14 protein-coding genes are annotated in these 17,529 nt (G+C 67.2%); 11 read left to right on the forward strand and 3 right to left on the reverse strand.

The window, feature by feature from the left end:
• The first annotated feature begins 13 nt into the window (after positions 1 to 13).
• The 7 genes from WIX41_RS09700 to WIX41_RS09730 all read left to right on the forward strand — a co-directional run bounded on the left by WIX41_RS09700 (position 14) and on the right by WIX41_RS09730 (position 7,856).
• Positions 14 to 586: a YceI family protein gene (locus tag WIX41_RS09700; RefSeq protein ID WP_409187481.1), complete on the forward strand. Its 573-nt coding sequence runs from the start codon at positions 14 to 16 to the stop codon at positions 584 to 586.
• Complete coding sequence (locus WIX41_RS09705; RefSeq protein ID WP_339447010.1) at positions 583 to 2,697, forward strand: phospholipase D family protein; 2,115 nt, start codon at positions 583 to 585, stop codon at positions 2,695 to 2,697. Before WIX41_RS09700 ends, WIX41_RS09705 begins: the two co-directional genes overlap by 4 nt.
• Positions 2,698 to 2,724: 27 nt before the next feature.
• Positions 2,725 to 3,162: a hotdog fold thioesterase gene (locus WIX41_RS09710; RefSeq protein ID WP_339447012.1), complete on the forward strand. Its 438-nt coding sequence runs from the start codon at positions 2,725 to 2,727 to the stop codon at positions 3,160 to 3,162.
• A gap of 97 nt (positions 3,163 to 3,259) precedes the next feature.
• Positions 3,260 to 4,051, forward strand: a complete 792-nt coding sequence (locus tag WIX41_RS09715) for a lysophospholipid acyltransferase family protein (protein WP_339447014.1) — start codon at positions 3,260 to 3,262, stop codon at positions 4,049 to 4,051.
• Between the two features lie 57 nt (positions 4,052 to 4,108).
• The gene (locus WIX41_RS09720) at positions 4,109 to 5,098 is read left to right on the forward strand and encodes a YheT family hydrolase (RefSeq protein WP_409187482.1); all 990 of its coding nucleotides are present in this window, start codon (positions 4,109 to 4,111) and stop codon (positions 5,096 to 5,098) included.
• Between the two features lie 63 nt (positions 5,099 to 5,161).
• Positions 5,162 to 7,231, forward strand: coding sequence for a tetratricopeptide repeat protein (locus WIX41_RS09725; protein ID WP_339447018.1), 2,070 nt, complete (start codon positions 5,162 to 5,164; stop codon positions 7,229 to 7,231).
• Positions 7,232 to 7,244: 13 nt separating this feature from the next.
• The gene (locus tag WIX41_RS09730) at positions 7,245 to 7,856 is read left to right on the forward strand and encodes a YbhB/YbcL family Raf kinase inhibitor-like protein (RefSeq protein ID WP_339447020.1); all 612 of its coding nucleotides are present in this window, start codon (positions 7,245 to 7,247) and stop codon (positions 7,854 to 7,856) included.
• Positions 7,857 to 8,134: 278 nt separating this feature from the next.
• Here the strand turns inward: WIX41_RS09730 and WIX41_RS09735 are convergent, their stop codons facing one another.
• Together WIX41_RS09735 and WIX41_RS09740 are read right to left on the reverse strand one after the other, a co-directional pair.
• Positions 8,135 to 8,977, reverse strand: a complete 843-nt coding sequence (locus WIX41_RS09735; protein WP_409187357.1) for a DUF4377 domain-containing protein — start codon at positions 8,975 to 8,977, stop codon at positions 8,135 to 8,137.
• Between the two features lie 65 nt (positions 8,978 to 9,042).
• Positions 9,043 to 9,837 carry an undecaprenyl-diphosphate phosphatase gene (locus WIX41_RS09740; protein WP_339447024.1) on the reverse strand — a complete coding sequence of 265 codons (795 nt, stop codon included), beginning with the start codon at positions 9,835 to 9,837 and terminating at the stop codon, positions 9,043 to 9,045.
• 243 nt (positions 9,838 to 10,080) lie between these two features.
• Between WIX41_RS09740 and glnA the strand changes: the two genes are divergently transcribed.
• From glnA to WIX41_RS09755, 3 genes are all read left to right on the forward strand, one after another.
• Complete coding sequence (glnA, locus tag WIX41_RS09745; protein WP_339447026.1) at positions 10,081 to 11,490, forward strand: type I glutamate--ammonia ligase; 1,410 nt, start codon at positions 10,081 to 10,083, stop codon at positions 11,488 to 11,490.
• A 279-nt stretch (positions 11,491 to 11,769) separates the two neighbouring features.
• Positions 11,770 to 12,108, forward strand: a complete 339-nt coding sequence (locus WIX41_RS09750; protein WP_282247837.1) for a P-II family nitrogen regulator — start codon at positions 11,770 to 11,772, stop codon at positions 12,106 to 12,108.
• Positions 12,109 to 12,126: 18 nt separating this feature from the next.
• The gene (locus WIX41_RS09755; protein WP_339447030.1) at positions 12,127 to 13,563 is read left to right on the forward strand and encodes an ammonium transporter; all 1,437 of its coding nucleotides are present in this window, start codon (positions 12,127 to 12,129) and stop codon (positions 13,561 to 13,563) included.
• 135 nt (positions 13,564 to 13,698) lie between these two features.
• Here the strand turns inward: WIX41_RS09755 and WIX41_RS09760 are convergent, their stop codons facing one another.
• Entirely contained in the window at positions 13,699 to 15,393 is a 1,695-nt protein-coding gene (locus WIX41_RS09760; protein ID WP_339447032.1) for an autotransporter outer membrane beta-barrel domain-containing protein, read from the reverse strand.
• 405 nt (positions 15,394 to 15,798) lie between these two features.
• Between WIX41_RS09760 and WIX41_RS09765 the strand changes: the two genes are divergently transcribed.
• Positions 15,799 to 17,514, forward strand: a complete 1,716-nt coding sequence (locus WIX41_RS09765; RefSeq protein ID WP_339447034.1) for a ShlB/FhaC/HecB family hemolysin secretion/activation protein — start codon at positions 15,799 to 15,801, stop codon at positions 17,512 to 17,514.
• The last annotated feature ends 15 nt before the right edge of the window (positions 17,515 to 17,529 follow it).

A 17,529-nucleotide genomic window follows, 5' to 3' on the forward strand; every position in this document is an offset into this window, starting at 1 on the left:
CTGTCTGCTTGGGCTGGCGGCGGCGGGGGCGTGTGCCGAACCCCCGGTGCCGGCCCTGCCCCCGGCCCACATCGCGCCCAAGCAGGTGCTGGAGCTGGATACGGCGCGCTCGCGCCTCGGCTTCGAGATCCGCACCCGGCTGGGCCAGCGCATCGAGGGGGTGTTCCCGCGCTTTGAAGGCCGCATCGAGGTGCTGTCCGACGGCCGCCACCAGGTCCACCTGCGCATGTTCACCGGCTACGTGGAGATTCCCGGCAAGGAGCGTTACACCGGCTGGATGCGGGGCGAGGAGTTCTTCGACGCCAGGCGCTACCCGGTGGTGGAGTTTGACTCGGTGCCCTATGCGCCGGATCTGGCCGTACATGGCGGCGGCATCCACGGCCTGCTGATCCTGCGTGGCGTGTCCCATCCGGAGACCCTGCAGGTTGAACCGGCGTCCTGCCCCCGGGCCGGGTATGATTGCGACGTGGTCAGCCGCGGTACCGTGCAGCGTGGCCGGTATGGAATGGACAGCTGGCAGCTAGCCTTGAGTGATCGAGTGACCTTCGTATTGCGCGCGCGTCTGACCGAGGCGCCGAAACCGTGAATCCACTGTTGCGGGTGTTGGTGCTGGCAATTCTGTTGCTTGGCAGCGGCTGTGCGTCGCTGTCCAACGCGCAGCGCGACCGCGCGGCCGGTATTGCGGCGCAGGCGCGCTCCCATACGGTGGAGTGCGACAGGCCGGACCGCTGCGCGCTCGATTCGCCGCTGCGCGCGCTGGGTGGGCAGGCCTTCAGCGAATCCACCGAGATCGCGCCGCGCCATTACGCCACCATCCTGGACGAGGGCGAGACCGCGCTGGTGGCACGTATCAACCTGATCCGCAGCGCCACCCGAAGCATCGATCTGCAGACCTACATCTTCGACAAGGATGACAGCGCCCGGCTGGTGCTGGACGAACTGCTGGCCGCCGCACGGCGCGGGGTCAAGGTGCGCGTGCTGATCGACCAGCTCTCGGCGATCTCCGACCTGGAAATCCTAGCCGCGCTGGCCAGCAGCCACCAGAACTTTGAGCTGCGCGTGTACAACCCCACCTTCGGCAAGGCACGGCTGAACTACGCCGATTACGTTGGCAGCGTGCTGTGCTGCTTCCGCCGCTTCAACCAGCGCATGCACAACAAACTGCTGGTGATCGACGATGCGCTGGGCGTGGTGGGCGGGCGCAACTACCAGGACGACTATTACGACTGGGACAGCGAATACAACTTCCGCGATCGCGATGTGCTGCTGGCCGGCCCCGAAGCGCGTGGCATGGCGGCCAATTTCGATGCGTTCTGGCGCGCCCAGCGCAGCGTGCCGGCCGAGCGCCTGAACGACGTCGGCCGCACCCTGCTCAAGCAGGGCGCCCCGGCCATGCCGCCAGCCGACTACCGCCGCCCGGCGCGGGTGGCGCAGGTCATCGACGAAGCGGTCGACCCGGCCTACATCCAGCGCATGTTCGTGGATACCGCGCTGCCGGTGGCGTCGGTGCGTTACGTGGCCGACCTGCCGCGCAAGCACCGCCGCGAACGTGCCAGCCAACCGGCCAACGGCCAGCACGTGACCGAGCCGCAGCTGGATCGGCTGATCGCCGGCGCGCAGAGCGAGGTGCTGCTGCAGACCCCGTACCTGGTGCTGTCCAAGCCGGCGCGCAAGCTGTTCGAAGCGCTGCGCAAGCGCGAGCAGTCGCCGCGCGTGGTGGTGTCCACCAACAGCCTGGCCGCCACCGACAACCCGATCGTCTACGCGCTGTCCTACAAGTACAAGCGCCGCAACCTGCGCGAGCTGGGCTTCAACATCTACGAGTTCAAGCCGTTCCCGCTGGACGCCCCGGTAGACTACCGCAACCTGGTGCCGGCGCCGCTGGGCGTGGCGCCCAGCACCGACAGTGGGCGCAGCAGCCTGCTGGGCGGCAGCGCGGCAGGCAGCAACGCGCGCAGCAGCGGCAGCAACCGGCGCAGCGCGCAGGTCGCAGTCGACACCGGGCTTGCCGCCAATGCCGGTACCGATCCGGACATCGATCCGGAAGCCGACCTCGCCACCGGCGGCGGTACGGCCAGCGAACGTCGCCAGCCCACCCCTGGCCCGGCCGCGCGCCGCCGCACCGATGGCAGCGTGGTGGAACGCCGCGTGCTGCGTGCCGAAACCCGGCCTTCGTTCCTGGGCACCCAGGCGGTGACCAAGCCGCTGCCGGTGACCCGCAGCGGTGCACGCATGGGCCTGCACGCCAAATCGCTGGTGGTGGATCGCCGCATCGGTGTGATCGGCACCCACAACTTCGACCCGCGCAGCGAGAACTACAACACCGAAGGCGCGGTGATCATCGACGACCCGGCGTTTGCCGAAGCGCTGGCGCAGAGCATCCTGCGCGACATCCACCCCATGAACTCCTGGGTGGTGGCGCCGCGGACCAAGCCGCCGGTGCTGTCGGGCCTGAACTACAGCGTGGGCAAGGCTTCCGAAGCGCTGCCCGTGCTCGATCTCTGGCCATGGCGCTACGCCACCGATTACGAATTCCAGCCGGGCCCGGGCTGCCCCGAGCCGCTGCGCCGCCAGGACCCCGACTTCCACAGCTGCTATACGGCGGTGGGCGATTTCCCCGAGGTCAATGTCGGCCCCAAGTGGCTGCTGGTGCGCATGCTCACCGCGTTCGGCGCCGGCCTGGTGCCCATCCTGTAATTCCCTTTCGTTCCACGGAGGCGCTGCATGTCCCAGGTATTCCGCGAGCCGGTCTCGGTTGAGGCGCTCAATGCGCTCGGTCGCAATACGTTGATCGAACACCTCGGCATTGTCTTTACCGCCGCCGGTGGCGACTGGATCCAGGCGACCATGCCGGTCGACGCCCGCACCCGCCAGCCCTACGGCATCCTGCATGGCGGGGCCTCGGTGGTTCTGGCCGAAACCCTGGGCAGCAGCGCCGGCAACCTGTGCGTGGATACCCGCGAACAGGTCTGCGTGGGCCTGGAGATCAACGCCAACCACATCCGCGCCCAGCGCGCTGGCACGGTCACCGGCACCGCGCGGGCGGTGCATGTAGGCCGCAGCACCCACGTGTGGGACATCCGCATCGAAGACGAAGCGGGCAAGCTGGTCTGCACCTCGCGGCTGACCCTGGCCGTGGTTCCGGCGGTCCGCCCGGGTTGAGCGCGGGCTTGACCGCCTGTGGTGGATGGCCGGCCGCTGACATGCATTTGTCCCGGATCAGCTGGCAGACCCCGCAGCGCTCGGGTATCGTTCGCGGATGACTTCCCCCCCTTCGGCCTCGCGTGGCGGCGTGGCGCGTGTGTGCCGTTACCTGTACCGCGTTCCCCTGCTGCTGGTCCACCTGCTGCTTTTCCTTCCGCTGCTCCTGATCGGCATGCTGCCGCCGTGGGGAAACCTGCGCGTGGGTGGTCGTACGCTTGAGCACCTGCTGGTGAATGCCTGGTCGGGTGGCCTGATGTGGATCTTCGGCTTCCGCCTGCACCGCATCGGCACCCCGCTGCCGGGCGCGGTGCTGTTCGTGGCCAACCATGTCAGCTGGGTGGACATCTCCATGCTGCACAGCCAGCGCATGATGGGGTTTGTGGCCAAGCGCGAAATCGCTGGCTGGCCGGTGGTGGGCTGGCTGGCCGCACGCGGGCAGACCATCTTCCACCAGCGCGGCAGCACCGAATCGCTCGGTGGGGTGATGCAGGTCATGGTCGAGCGCCTGCGGGAAGGCAAAGCGGTGGGCGTGTTTCCGGAAGGGCGCACCCGCGGTGGCCATGAAGTGGGCCCGTTCCACGCACGCATCTTCCAGGCCGCGGTGGAAACCCAGGTGCCGGTGCAGCCGGTCGCGCTGCGGTATGGCGTGCGCGGCAATGCGCAGACCGTGGTGGCGTTCGGCGCCCGCGAGAGCTTCTTCGCCAATTTCCTGCGCCTGCTGGGAGAACCGGCCCGGCGGGCCGAGGTACATTTCCTCGCGCCCATTGGCACCCATGACCTGGAAGGCCGTCGCCGCATCGCGGAAACCTCGCGTGCGCGCATCGTGGCGGCCATGTCCGCCGAGTAGCGCGATGGCGCCCCTTCACGCGCCCGCGCAGGTGCCCGGAGCAGGCTCGCGCCCATGTTGACCGCTGCCGACTATTGTCCGCCGCGTTGGCTGCGCAACCCACACCTGCAGTCGATGCTCAGCTCCAGCCGCATGCGCATGCAGCGTGGCCTGGCGCTGCTGGCCGCTACCGGTGCGGTGACTGAAGAGCTGATCCTGGACGGCGGCGACGGCGTGCGCCTGCAGGGCTGGCACAGCCGTATCGAGGGCCGTGAACCGGTCGGCATGGCGCTGTTGCTGCATGGTTGGGAAGGCAGTTCCGAATCCAGCTACATGCGCATGACCGCCGCGCGCATGCTCGAGGCCGGTTACGAAGTGGTGCGGCTGAACTTCCGCGACCACGGCAACACCCACCACCTCAATCCCGGCATTTTCCACTCCAACCGCATCGACGAAGTAGTGCAGGCCGCCGGCGACATCGCCCGGCGCTGGCCGCAACTGCCGCTGGTGGCCGCCGGCTATTCGCTGGGCGGCAACTTCGTGCTGCGCCTGGCGCTGCGCGCGCCGTCGGCCGGCGTGCCGCTGCGCCGGGTGGCCTCGGTCTGCCCGGTGCTGGACCCGGCCATCACCATGGAGAGCATCGAAAACGGGCCGGCGATGTACGACTGGTACTTCCGCCGCAAGTGGGCCGGCTCGCTGCGCCGCAAGCGCGACCTGTTCCCGGAGCTGAGCGACTGGGACGACCAGGTGCTGAAGCTGGACATCCGCGCGCTGACCGCCTGGCTGGTGGAGCACCACACCGAATTCGGCACCCTGCAGGCCTACTTCGACGGGTACTCGATTGCCGGCGACCGCCTGGCCGGGCTGGAAGTGCCGGCCGACATCCTGATGGCCCAGGACGACCCGGTCATTCCCTATGCCACGTTCAATGGCTGGCGCCTGCCGGCCCACGCCCAGCTGGAAATCGCCCCGTGGGGCGGGCACTGCGGATTCCTGGAGAACTGGCGGGGCGATGGCTTCTCCGAGCGCTGGGTGGCCCAGCGGCTGAGCCTGGAAGCGCTGCGCTGACGGCAGCGCAGCGCACTGCTGCCGGTGTTCTACAATCGGGGTTTGACCCCAAGCCGGACCGTCATGCAAGACAAGATCATCCAAGCCCTGCGCCGCAATGCAGTGGAAGAAGCCGCGCAGCTGGCGCGCGAATGGATCCAGGCCGAGCCGGAGCAGCCGCAGGCGCACCGCTGGCTGGCCCTGGCCCTGCAGCAGCAGGGCCAACACGACGATGCCCTGGAAAGCCTGCAGCGTGGCCTGGCGCTGGCCCCGGACAACGCCGACCTGCACCTGCAGCACGCCGGCCTGTTGCTGGCGCTGCGCCAGTTCGAGGCAGCCAACACGGCGCTGGACCGCACCGCCGAGCTCAACCCGAATGAATTGTCGGCCTACCTGATGCAGGCCCACCTGGCGTTGTCGCGCAACGACGTGGACGAGGCCGAGCGGATCACCCGCACCGCCGTCCGGGTCGAGGAAGACAACCCCGAAGTGGTTGCGCTGCAGGGCATGATCGCGCTGCGCCGAAACGATGCCGACCGCGCGCTGGCGATGCTGTCGGCCGCCAGCCAGGCGCTGCCCAACGACCCGCGCATCCTGTACACGCTGGGCTTTGCCTACCTGGGCAAGGACATGCTGGCTTTTGCCGAGCAGGCCTTCCGCCGCGTGCTCGAGCTCAATCCCGGCATCACCTCGCTGCAGGGCCTGCTGATCCAGCTCGCGCTGCGCCAGGGCAACACCGAAAGCGCAGCGGCCACGTTGAACCAGGTGCTGTCCCAGCCGGAAACCGATACCCCGGCCATGCGCCGTCTGGCCGGCGAACTGGCCCTGCAGTCCGGTGAGCCGCTGCAGGCACTGGAGCACCTGCTGCCGGTGCTGGAACAGTGGCCGGCCGATCGCCAGACCCTGCAGCTGCTGCTGATGGCCTGGCAGCGCCTGGGCCGCGAAGCGCAGGCCCGCCAGACCCTGGACGACGCCCTGGCCACCCACCCGCAGGAACACAACCTGTGGCTGGCCCGGTTGTCGATCGACCCGGTCGGCGGCGCCGATGCCGCGGCCGTAGCCGATCGCTGGATCGAAGCGATGCCCGACCACATGGCCGCGCTGGAGACGCGCATGCGCGTGCACGACATGGCCGACGAGCCCGACGCGGCCGAGGCCATCGCCCGCCGCATCATCGCCCTTGAGCCGGGCCGGGCCAGCGGCGAAACACGGCTGGTCGATGCGCTGCTGGCACGCGACCCCGCTGCCGCCGTAGCGCATGTCGAACAGCTTGTCCTGCAGGCCCCACCCGAAGCACAGCCAGGGCTGCGCGCGTGGTTGGGCTCGGTGCAGGACCGTGCCGCACAACCCGAAGCCGCGCTCGCCACCTGGACCAGCCTGCATGCCAGCGAGGCGCCCAATCGCCTGCCGCTGCCGCCGCAGGCCAAGGCGCCGCTGAGCTGGCCGGACCTGGGCGAGGTCGCCGCAGGCACCAGCGCCCGCCCCATGTTCGTGTGGGGCGCACCCGGCTCGGGCGTCGAGCGCGTGATCGCGGCCATTGCCGCCGCCAGCCAGGTGCTGCGCGGCGACCGCTTCGGCGCCAACCCGCCCGATGACGCCTTCCAGAGCTACTACGCGCTGCAGGACCTTTCCACCGGCAAGCTGACCCCGGAGGCACTGATCGCACAATGGCGCGGGCAGCTGCCGGCGCGTGGCCTGGCCGACGCCAACGTGATCGACTGGCTGTTGTGGTGGGACAACGCGCTGCTGTGGGCGCTGCGCCCGCAGCTGCCTGAAGGCCGCCTGCTGCTGGCCCTGCGCGACCCGCGCGACATGCTGCTGGAATGGCTGGCACATGGTGCGCCGGCCCCGTTTGCGGTGACCTCGGTCAATGAAGCGGCCGAATGGCTGGCGCGCGCGCTGACCCAGATCGCCACGTTGCACGAGCAGGACCTGTACCCGCACGCGCTGGTGCGCCTGGACGAGATCGGTAACGACCCGGTGGCGATGGCCGAGCACCTTGGCCGCCTGTTCGGGGTGAGTTTCCCGCCCGCGCAGACCCTGGGTCCGGCACGGTTCCCGGCCGGCTACTGGCGCCAATACAACAGCATCATGGCCGCCGCGTTCGCCCAGCTCACCCCGGTCGCGGTGCGGCTTGGCTATCCGGAAGCGTAAGGAGAACGTTGCAATGAAACTGACCAGCACCGGCCTGAACAACGGCGCGCCGATCGACCGCCGCTTCGCCGCCGGCGACGCCAACGGTTTTGCCGCCAACCGCAATCCGCCGCTGGCGTGGAGCGACGTGCCCGACGGCACCCGCTCGTTCGCCCTGCTGTGCATCGACCCGGATGTGCCGACCGTGCCGGAAACGGTCGGTCGCAGTGACTGCGTCGTGCCCTCCGAGCAGCCGCGCGCGGACTTCACCCACTGGGCGATGGCCGACATTCCGGCGGACCTGCGCGACATCGCCGAAGGCAGTTGCAGCGATGGCTTCACCGCCAAGGGCAAGCCGCAGCCGGCCGGTCCGGCCGGCGCACGCCAGGGCCTGAACGATTTCACCGGCTGGTTTGCCGGCAATCCGGACATGGCCGGGCAGTACCTCGGTTACGACGGCCCGTACCCGCCGTTCAACGACGAGCGCGTACACCGCTATTTCTTCCGGCTGTTTGCCCTGGACGTGGCCACGCTCGAGCTGCCCACCCCGTTCACCGCCGCTGACGTGCACAAGGCCATGCACGGCCACGTATTGGCCGAGGCGGCGTTGCATGGCACCTACACATTGAATTCCTCGCTGGCCTGATCAGGCATCCGGAGGGCCGGCCAACGGCCGGCGCTACCGGGTAATCGCCGGAATGCAGGGTAATCGCCGGAATGCAGGGCAATCGCCGGAATGCAGGGCAATCGCCGGAATGCAGGGCAATCGCCGGAATGCAGGGCAATCGCCGGAATGCAGGGCAATCGCCGGAATGCAGGGCAATCGCCGGAATGCAGGGCAATCGCCGGAATGCAGGCAAACGATGATCGCGCGGCGCGCGATCATCGGTAGCGCCGGCCGTTGGCCGGCCCACGCAATGCCGGTCACTTCTCGACCGCAGACTCCACGACCATATCCAGCACATACGCCTTCGACGAAGCATCCGCAGGCGGATTGGCCACATTGAAACGCTTCACCCGCAACACATTGCGCGTGCCGGCTTCGTGGGTATATCCCTCGATCACGTCGTAGAAGTTCTCGAACGCTCCCGGCGTGCCCTGCTTGAGCCCCTTTTCGTCGAAGTGGATCTCGCGCGTCTGCAGGCACTGCATGTCGCGGATCATTGGATGCGGGCACGGCCTGGTCTGTGCGGCCACCTCGATGAACACCGTCTCGCCCGGGCCGCCGAAGCGGGTTTCGGCGGTCGGCTGCGGGCTGAACGCCAGCACGTCACCGCTGGCGGTGCGCAGGGTCAGCTGGCCTGCGTTGCCCAGCCCGGTCTTCAGCGCGCCTTCCAGCCGCGAGCCCACTGCCTGGTCCAGCGCCATCAGCGCCTTGTCGGTGCAGGCCATCATGGTCGAGGCCATCGGCGAAACGGTCAGCGTGCCGTCGGCCAGCGTGTAGCTGCCGCCCATCCGGTTGCAGGTATTGCTGACCGCCAGGCGGCCGTCGATGAAGTCCAGCGTGACCGGCCTGTCGGCGCGCGCGAACAGCGCATCGATGCGCTTGCCGGCGCTGTCGGTGGCGCTGTCGAGCACCCAGTGGTTGCCCTGCAGGCGCTGCACGTCCAGCTGCGCGGCGGCCTCCAGGTCGGCCGCGGCGGTCGGGGCCGGGGCCAGCTCATCGCGGCCGGGGCCGGCGGGGGCCTGGCTGGAGGGATTGCTGCACGCGGCCAGCACGGCCAGCGGCAGGATCAGCATCAGGTTGCGGGTACGTTTCATGGACATCTCCTTGGGAACCCCGGGAAGAACGTTGGAGCACCCCGGGTGGGGTTGCGGCGGCGCGGCGCCGTTCAGTTGCCGGCAGGCAACCACAGCAGCAGGCCCGCGCCGAGTGCGATCCGGTAGAACGCAAAGGCGGTGAAGCGGTGTGCCTTGATGTAGCCCAGCAGCCACTTCACTACGACGAAGCCGGTGATGACGGCGGCAACGAAGGCCACGCCCACGTCGGTCCAGTTCTCGCTGGCCAGCCTGCCTTCCTTTGCCAGTTCCAGGAACGCGTAGCCACTGGCGGCGAACATGGTGGGAATGCCGACCAGGAACACGAATTCAGTCGCGGCCGCGCGCCGGCTCAGGCCGAACAGCATGGCGATGAAGATCGCCGCCGCCGACCGCGACGTGCCCGGGAACACGCCCGCCACCACCTGCGCCAGGCCGACCAGCACCGCCACCTTCCAGGTCACCTCGTCGCGGTCGGGCAGGCGCGCGGTGCGCGCTTCCACCAGGATCATCCAGATGCCGCCGATGATCAGCGCCCACGCCACCGGGGTCACCGTCTCCGGCAGCTCCCAGCCGGCCAGCCGCACCGGCAGGCCCACTACCGCCGTGACCAGGAATGCCGTGCCCAGCTTCAACACGTAATCGCGGTTGGCGCGGTCGTGCAGGCCGGTGGCCAGCGTCCACAGCCGCTGGCGGAACACCAGGGTGATGGCCAGGATCGCGCCGGCCTGGATCACGATGTTGAAGAAGTCCGAGCGTGCGCCCAGCCAGTGCTGTGCGATCAGCAGGTGGCCGGTGCTGGAAATCGGCAGGAATTCGGTAAGGCCTTCAAGGATGCCCAACAGCAGGGCGGAGAACAGATCGGACATCGGCGGGCAGTTGCTCGAAAAAAAAGGGTAGAGCCGGGCCCTGCCCGGCTGCCAGGTGAAATCATAAAACATCACACGCCGCACCAAATGTGTGCACGGTGCGTCCATTGCACCGCAATGGTGCACTCCGTTCAGCGTCCATCCGGGTGCACGCCATGCAAAATCAACCACTTGTGCGCCGCAAAAAGTTGGCACGGGGATTGCTGTACCCACACAGGCAATCACCCATCTGAGGTTTCACCGATGTCCGTGGAAAACGTTGAGAAGCTGATCAAGGACAACCAGATCGAGTTCATCGACCTGCGTTTTGTCGACATGCGCGGTGTGGAGCAGCACGTCACCTTCCCGGTCAGCATCGTCGAACCGTCGCTGTTCGAAGAAGGCAAGATGTTCGACGGCAGCTCCATCGCCGGCTGGAAGGGCATCAATGAATCGGACATGGTCCTGCTGCCGGACCCGGCCAGCGCCTATGTCGACCCGTTCTACGCCGACCCGACCCTGGTGATCAGCTGCGACATCCTCGACCCGGCCACCATGCAGCCGTACGGCCGTTGCCCGCGCGGCATCGCCAAGCGCGCCGAGGCCTACCTGAAGTCCTCCGGCATCGCCGAACAGGCCTTCTTCGGTCCGGAGCCGGAGTTCTTCATCTTCGACTCGGTCCAGTTCGCCAACGACATGGGCCATACGTTCTTCAAGATCTCGTCCGAAGAAGCGGCCTGGAGCACCGGCGACAAGTACGACGGCGCCAACAGCGGCTACCGTCCGGGCGTCAAGGGCGGCTATTTCCCCGTCCCGCCGACCGATTCGCTGCACGACCTGCGCGCTGAAATGTGCAAGACCCTGGAACAGGTCGGCATCGAAGTCGAAGTGCAGCACCATGAAGTGGCTACCGCCGGCCAGTGCGAAATCGGCACCAAGTTCAGCACCCTGGTGCAGAAGGCCGACGAACTGCTGCGCATGAAGCACGTCATCAAGAACGTGGCCCACCGCAACGGCAAGACCGCTACCTTCATGCCCAAGCCCATCGTTGGCGACAACGGCAGCGGCATGCACGTGCACCAGTCGCTGTCCAAGGGCGGCACCAACCTGTTCTCCGGCGACAGCTACGGCGGCCTGAGCCAGCTGGCGCTGTGGTACATCGGCGGCATCTTCAAGCACGCCAAGGCCATCAACGCCTTCGCCAACTCGGGCACCAACAGCTACAAGCGCCTGGTGCCGGGCTTCGAAGCCCCGGTCATGCTGGCTTACTCGGCCCGCAACCGTTCGGCCTCGTGCCGCATTCCGTGGGTGTCCAACCCGAAGGCGCGCCGCATTGAAATGCGCTTCCCCGATCCGATCCAGTCCGGCTACCTGACCTTCACCGTGCTGATGATGGCTGGCCTGGACGGCATCAAGAACCAGATCGACCCGGGCGCACCCAGCGACAAGGACCTGTACGACCTGCCGCCGGAAGAAGAGAAGCTGATTCCGCAGGTGTGCTCCAGCCTGGACCAGGCCCTGGAAGCGCTGGACAAGGACCGCGAGTTCCTCAAGGCCGGCGGCGTGATGACCGACGACTTCATCGATGGCTACATCGCGCTGAAGATGCAGGAAGTGACCCGCTTCCGCGCCGCCACGCACCCGCTCGAATACCAGATGTACTACGCCAACTGAGCAACAGGTGGCGATGCCGAAGGACTTCCCTCCCACCTTCTGCATCGCCACCGCTTCACCCATGCGTTTCGGCTGGGGAGCCACGACGCACCCGCTTCACGCAACACCAGGGGCAAGAGAGACCGGACGCGCAGCATGGGCCTTCCTCCCTCCCGCGTCACCGGCGTGGTCCATGCAACGTTCGGCGCAACGACCGGTGGCCATGTGCAAGTGGCCGCTGGTTGACCTGACATCGGCCTGCGTCATCGGGCCGGTTCCATCCACCATCGGGACATGCGCATGAAACTGATCTCCGCCATCATCCGGCCGTTCAAGCTCGACGAGGTCCGCGAGGCCCTCTCCGATGCGGGCGTGTCGGGCATCACCGTGACTGAAGTCAAAGGCTTCGGTCGCCAGAAGGGCCATACCGAGTTGTATCGCGGCGCGGAATACGTCGTGGATTTCCTGCCCAAGATCAAGATCGAAACCGTGGTCACCGACGAACGCCTGGACGCGGTGGTTGAAGCGATCCAGAACGCGGCCGGCACCGGCAAGATCGGCGACGGCAAGATCTTCGTCACCGCCGTTGAACAGGTCATCCGCATCCGCACCGGCGAATTCGGCGCAGACGCGCTCTAACCCCACTCGGAGCCCACAATGAAGACTTCCTTGTTCACCGGGTGGCAAGCCCGGTTCCACGCCGTGTGCCTGTTGATGCTGTTCAGTGCGTTGGCCGTGGGTGCCTTCTCCGGCACCGCGCATGCCCAGGCCCAGGTTTCCCCGGCACCGACCGAAACCGTGGCGGTTGAACCGCTGCCCACGGCCGACACCGTCGCGCCTGCCGCACCGGTTGCCGAAGCGGAAGCGGCACCGGCCTATGACCGTGGCGACGTGGCGTGGATGCTGACCTCCACCCTGCTGGTGTTGTTGATGGTGGTACCGGGACTTGCACTGTTCTACGGCGGCCTGGTCCGCTCCAAGAACGTGCTTTCGGTGCTCAGCCAGATCCTGGTGGTGTTCTCGCTGGTGCTGATGCTGTGGGTGGCCTACGGCTACAGCGCGGTGTTCAGCGAGGGCAACCAGTTCTTCGGCTCGTTCACCCAGTTTGCCTTCCTCAAAGGCTTCACCCCGGATTCGGTCGGCAACACTCCGATCAAGGGCCTGCCGGATTATCTGTTCGTCGCCTTCCAGTCCACCTTCGCCGGCATCACCACCGCGCTGATCGTCGGTGCGTTCGCCGAACGCATCAAATTCAAGGCGGTGCTGCTGTTCTCGGCGCTGTGGTTCACCCTGAGCTACATCCCGATGGCCCACATCGTGTGGGGTGGCGGTTACCTCGGCGCCATGGGCGCGATCGACTTCGCCGGTGGCACCGTGGTGCACATCAACGCGGGCGTGGCCGGCCTGGTGGCCGCGTACTTCGTCGGCAAGCGCATCGGCTATGGCCAGACCGCACTCAAGCCGCACAACGTGCCGTTCACCTACATCGGCGCGATGCTGCTGTGGGTGGGCTGGTTCGGCTTCAACGCCGGCTCGGCCGCTGCTGCCGACACCGTGGCCTCGCTGGCTTTCATCAACACCATCCTGGCCACCGCCGCTGCGGTGCTGGGCTGGACGCTGGTGGAAGCGGTCAGCAAGGGCAAGCCGTCCGCCCTGGGCGCGGCCTCCGGCGCGGTTGCCGGCCTGGTCGGCATCACCCCGGCCTGCGGCACCGTCGGCCCGCTGGGTGCGATCGTGATCGGCCTGGTCACCGGCGTGGTCTGCGTGTGGGGCGTCACCGGTCTCAAACGCCTGCTCAAGGTCGATGACACCGCCGATGTGTTCGGCGTGCACGGCGTGGGCGGCATCGTCGGCGCATTGCTCACCGGCGTGTTCAGCGCGCAGTCGCTGGGCGGCACCAAGGCCGACCTCGATATCGGCCACCAGGTGTGGGTGCAGCTGGTCAGCGTCGGCTTCACCATCGTCTGGTGCGGCGTGGTTACCGTGGCGATCCTGCTGGTGGTGCGCCTGGTGTTCGGCCTGCGCGTTACAGAGGAAGCCGAGCGCACCGGCCTGGATGTCACCTCGCACGGCGAGTCCGCGTACGAGGTCTGAAAAAAAGCGCCGACCATGGGTCGGCGCACAATAACCGCAAGTAGGTTGTACGTTGCGGTTTGCCGGCGGCCCCAAGGCCGCCGGCCTTTTACCTACCGCTGTTGCATGACGCTGAAGCAGATCCGACGGAGCAGATCAGAACGCCCAGCGCAGGCCTGCGTTGGCGCGCCAGCCCTCGCGGCTGGCACCGCCGATGTCCCGCTGCCACACGGCATCGCCGAAGAACGACACGCCATTGACGAAGCTCAGCGACAGCCCGTAGCCGGCCTCGGCGGTGTGGCCATACTCGCCGGTTTCGAAGCGCTCGCCGGACAGCAGCGCACGCTGCTGCGGGCCTTCGCTGCCCTGGTAGGCCAGCTTGACGTATTGGGTCAGTGCCGAGCCGTCCGGACCCACTGCCGGGCTGAACAGCGCCCGCGCACCCACGCGCCAGACGAACTGCTCCGGCGTACCCAGGTCCACCACCACACCGTCCACATCGGTGGTGCGGTCGGTGTCCAGCTTCTGCCAGCTGACCTGCGCCTGCGGCTCGATGGTCACGCCCGGGGAAACCTTCCAGCCGAAGCCCGCTTCCAGCGAAGCGAACACGTCATTGGAGCGTAGACGTGCAACCCTGCCGGCCCGGAACGGGGTGGTCACGTCACTTTCGTACTTGCCGGCACCGGCGACGCCGTCCAGGTAGAAGCCGCTGGCGTGCTGCCAGGTGGTGGTGATCGCCGCATTTTCGGCGCGGGTCTTCTCGCGGCTGATCTCGACCGGTACCTGCCGGCCGTTGACCTCCACCGTCGGCTTCACGCCATAGACCGAACCCGGTTCGGTGTGCGCGGTGCTCTGGCTGTACACCACGCCCAGGCGCAGGTTGCTGCCTGCATCCGAGCCCAGATCCGTCAGCCAGTCGCTGCCGATCTGCAGCCCCTGCACATCCTGCTGGTAGTCGTAGCCGTACTGGGCTGCCGTCAGGTTGCTGGCGTAGCGCGTCTCGCTGCCAAAGGCACGGACGTGGACTTCGGCATTGCTGTCGCGGCGCGCATGCGCACCACCGGTTTCACCCACGCGCTGATGCAGCGACGCGATCACCTGCTGGCCCTGCGACAGCAGCGCGTTGTTGTGGCTCAGGTACGACGGCGCCTGGGGCACCAGGCCGGCACGTACGTCCGGCGCCGGAGCAACCGGCGCGATCGGCGCGACAGGATTGACCGGAGCGACCGGGTTCACCGGTGCAGCACCGCCCGTTGCGACCTGTGCGTTCTGCAGGCGATAGTCCCAATGGCCGTCTGCATCGGCATCCACCAGGCGCTGGCCTGCGTCGGAAGCGCCCGGTGCGTACGCGTACAGCCGGTACTGGTACGGACCCACGGCCACGTAACCGCCCTGCAGGGCAAACACGTCGGCCGCGGAGCTGCCCGATACCTGCGCCAGCGAAATGCCTTCGTTGGCGTCGTTGAACGTGCTGCCGTTGAGATCGGTCGACGCGCCCGGGCCGCCGTTGTTGTTGACCACCAGCATCGTCATGCCGCTGGCATTGCCGTTGATCAGCAGGCGGTTGCTGCCCTGGTTGGCGACAGTGGCGCCGCCGGCATCCAGGAAGGTATTCATCGTGATGGTGCTTCCCGTACTGGCGAAATCACCGTTGGTCACATTCAACACGCCATACGAATCGCTCGACGGAACGCGGAAGTTCAGCTGGCTGTTGGTCAGGTTGACACCACCGTCATAGCTGAAACCGCCGGAGGTAACATTCACGCCACTCTGGTTGTTCACGGCATGCGCGGTGCTGGCCAGTCCAACGGACAGTGCCAGCTGGATGCCCACCATGAGCGTTTTCTTCATCATCATTGATACACGTCCTTCCTGATTGTTGCTGGGTATTCAAAGCGCCCACGCCATTGCCGCAGGCAAAGCGGGATGCATTCGGGGAAAGCAACCCACCATCTGCAGCGCGATGGTCGGCCGGTTGCGACGGAGTCCTTGCGCTGAACGTTGCGGAAATCATGCGCGGTGCTCCGCGTGGGCAGCTTACGGATCTGTCGAGGCATTACATATAAGAGGTTTCCCCATTTTTGCGTCAGCGTGATTCGCAGGTTGTCGTGAGCTGCATGCATATGAGAAATGTCCTACATATTTGCCGAGTGCAGCGGAGTACACTTCCGCGCCGCCGCACTCTCGCGGCCACTGCCGGTTACCCATGTCGGGAAAGAACCTGCGCAGATAAAGAACAGTTGAAGGACGACCCAGATGAGGCTTGGACGCCAGAAATGGCTGCTGCTGGCGGCCGCCGTGAGCGCGCCCGCAGGGGCGCAGCAGTTGGCCGACGCTGCAGCCCAGGAGCTGCTGCGCCAGCAGGACCGCGAACGCGCGCTGCGCGAACAGCAGGAAACCCGCCCTGACGTGCGCCTGGAGCGGGTGGCCGACGATGGCATCGAGCGCCTGCCCCAGGAGACACCCTGCTTTCGAATCGACCAGATCGTGCTGGAAGGCGAGGGCGCGGCCGACTTCCAGTGGGCCCTGCGCGCGGCCAATCCGAAACAGGACCCGGCGATCGGCCGCTGCCTTGGAACCGACGGCATCAACCTGGTGATGAAGCGCGTGCAGAACGCCATCATCGCCCGCGGCTATGTGACCACCCGCGTGCTTTCAGCGCCGCAGGACCTGACCGGCGGCACGCTCCGGCTGTCGGTGCTGCCGGGCACGTTCCGTACTGCAGCCTTTGTCGATCCGGCCACGGCCCGTGCCACCCTGGGCAATGTCTTGCCCGCGCAGCGTGGGCGGGTACTGAACCTGCGCGACATCGAACAGGGGCTGGAGAACTTCCAGCGCGTGCCCACGGTGACCGCCGACATCCGCATCGCGCCGGCCGAAGGCGACGGCGCCGAACCCGGCCAGAGCGACCTGATGATCGCCTGGGAGCAACGCCTGCCAGTGCGTGCCAGCCTGAGCCTGGACGATTCGGGCAGCCGCTCCACCGGCAAGCTGCAGGCCAACGGCACGGTGTCGCTGGACAACCCGCTCGGGCTGAACGAGCTGTTCTACCTCAGCGTGGGCCGCGGCGTGTTCAACGGCGCCGGCAAGTCCACCGGCAGCTGGACCGCGCACTACGACGTGCCGTACGACTATTGGCTGTTCGGCGCCACCGCCAGCGCCTTCGACTACAGCCAGAACGTCGCCGGCGCGTTCGAGACCTACGAATACAGCGGCGAAAGCCGCAATGCCGAACTGCGCATCGACCGGCTGTTGCTGCGCAATGCCCGCTTCAAGCTGGGCGCCCATGGGCGTGGCTGGTGGAAGGCATCGCGCAACGCCATCGACGATACCGAGATCGACGTCCAGCGCCGCCGTACCTCGGGCTGGGAAGTGGGCATCAACCAGAAGCTGTTCATGGGTGCTGCCACGCTGGACGCCAGCCTTGCCTACCGGCGCGGCACCGGCGCCTTCGACGCGCTGCGTTCGCCCGAAGAGCTGGCCCATCAGTTCGACCCGGAGATTGCACTGGAGGGCACCTCGCGCATGCGCGTGGTCACCGCCGATGCCCAGTTGAACGTGCCGCTCCAGCTGGGCAAGCAGCGCCTGCGCTACACCGCCGCATGGCGTGCGCAATGGAACCGTTCGCCGCTGTCGCCGCAGGATCGCTTCGCGATCGGCGGCCGCTACAGCGTGCGCGGGTTCGATGGCGAAAGTTCGCTCAGCGCTGAGCGTGGCTGGACCCTGCGCAATGACCTGTCACTCGCGCTTGGCGGTGGACAGGAAGCCTATGTGGGCCTGGACGTCGGTCGCGTGGCCGGCCCTTCCACCCAATGGCTGGCCGGCGACAACCTCACCGGCATGGCGCTGGGCCTGCGCGGTGGCTGGCAGCACTTCTCCTGGGAGGGTTTCGTGGGCTCGCCCCTGCACAAGCCCCGTTACTTCCCCACTGCATACACCACGCTGGGCTTCAGCCTGGCATGGCGCTACTGAAACGACACAAGGATC

Source organism: Stenotrophomonas sp. AB1(2024), assembly GCF_037482345.1.
Taxonomy (GTDB): domain Bacteria; phylum Pseudomonadota; class Gammaproteobacteria; order Xanthomonadales; family Xanthomonadaceae; genus Stenotrophomonas.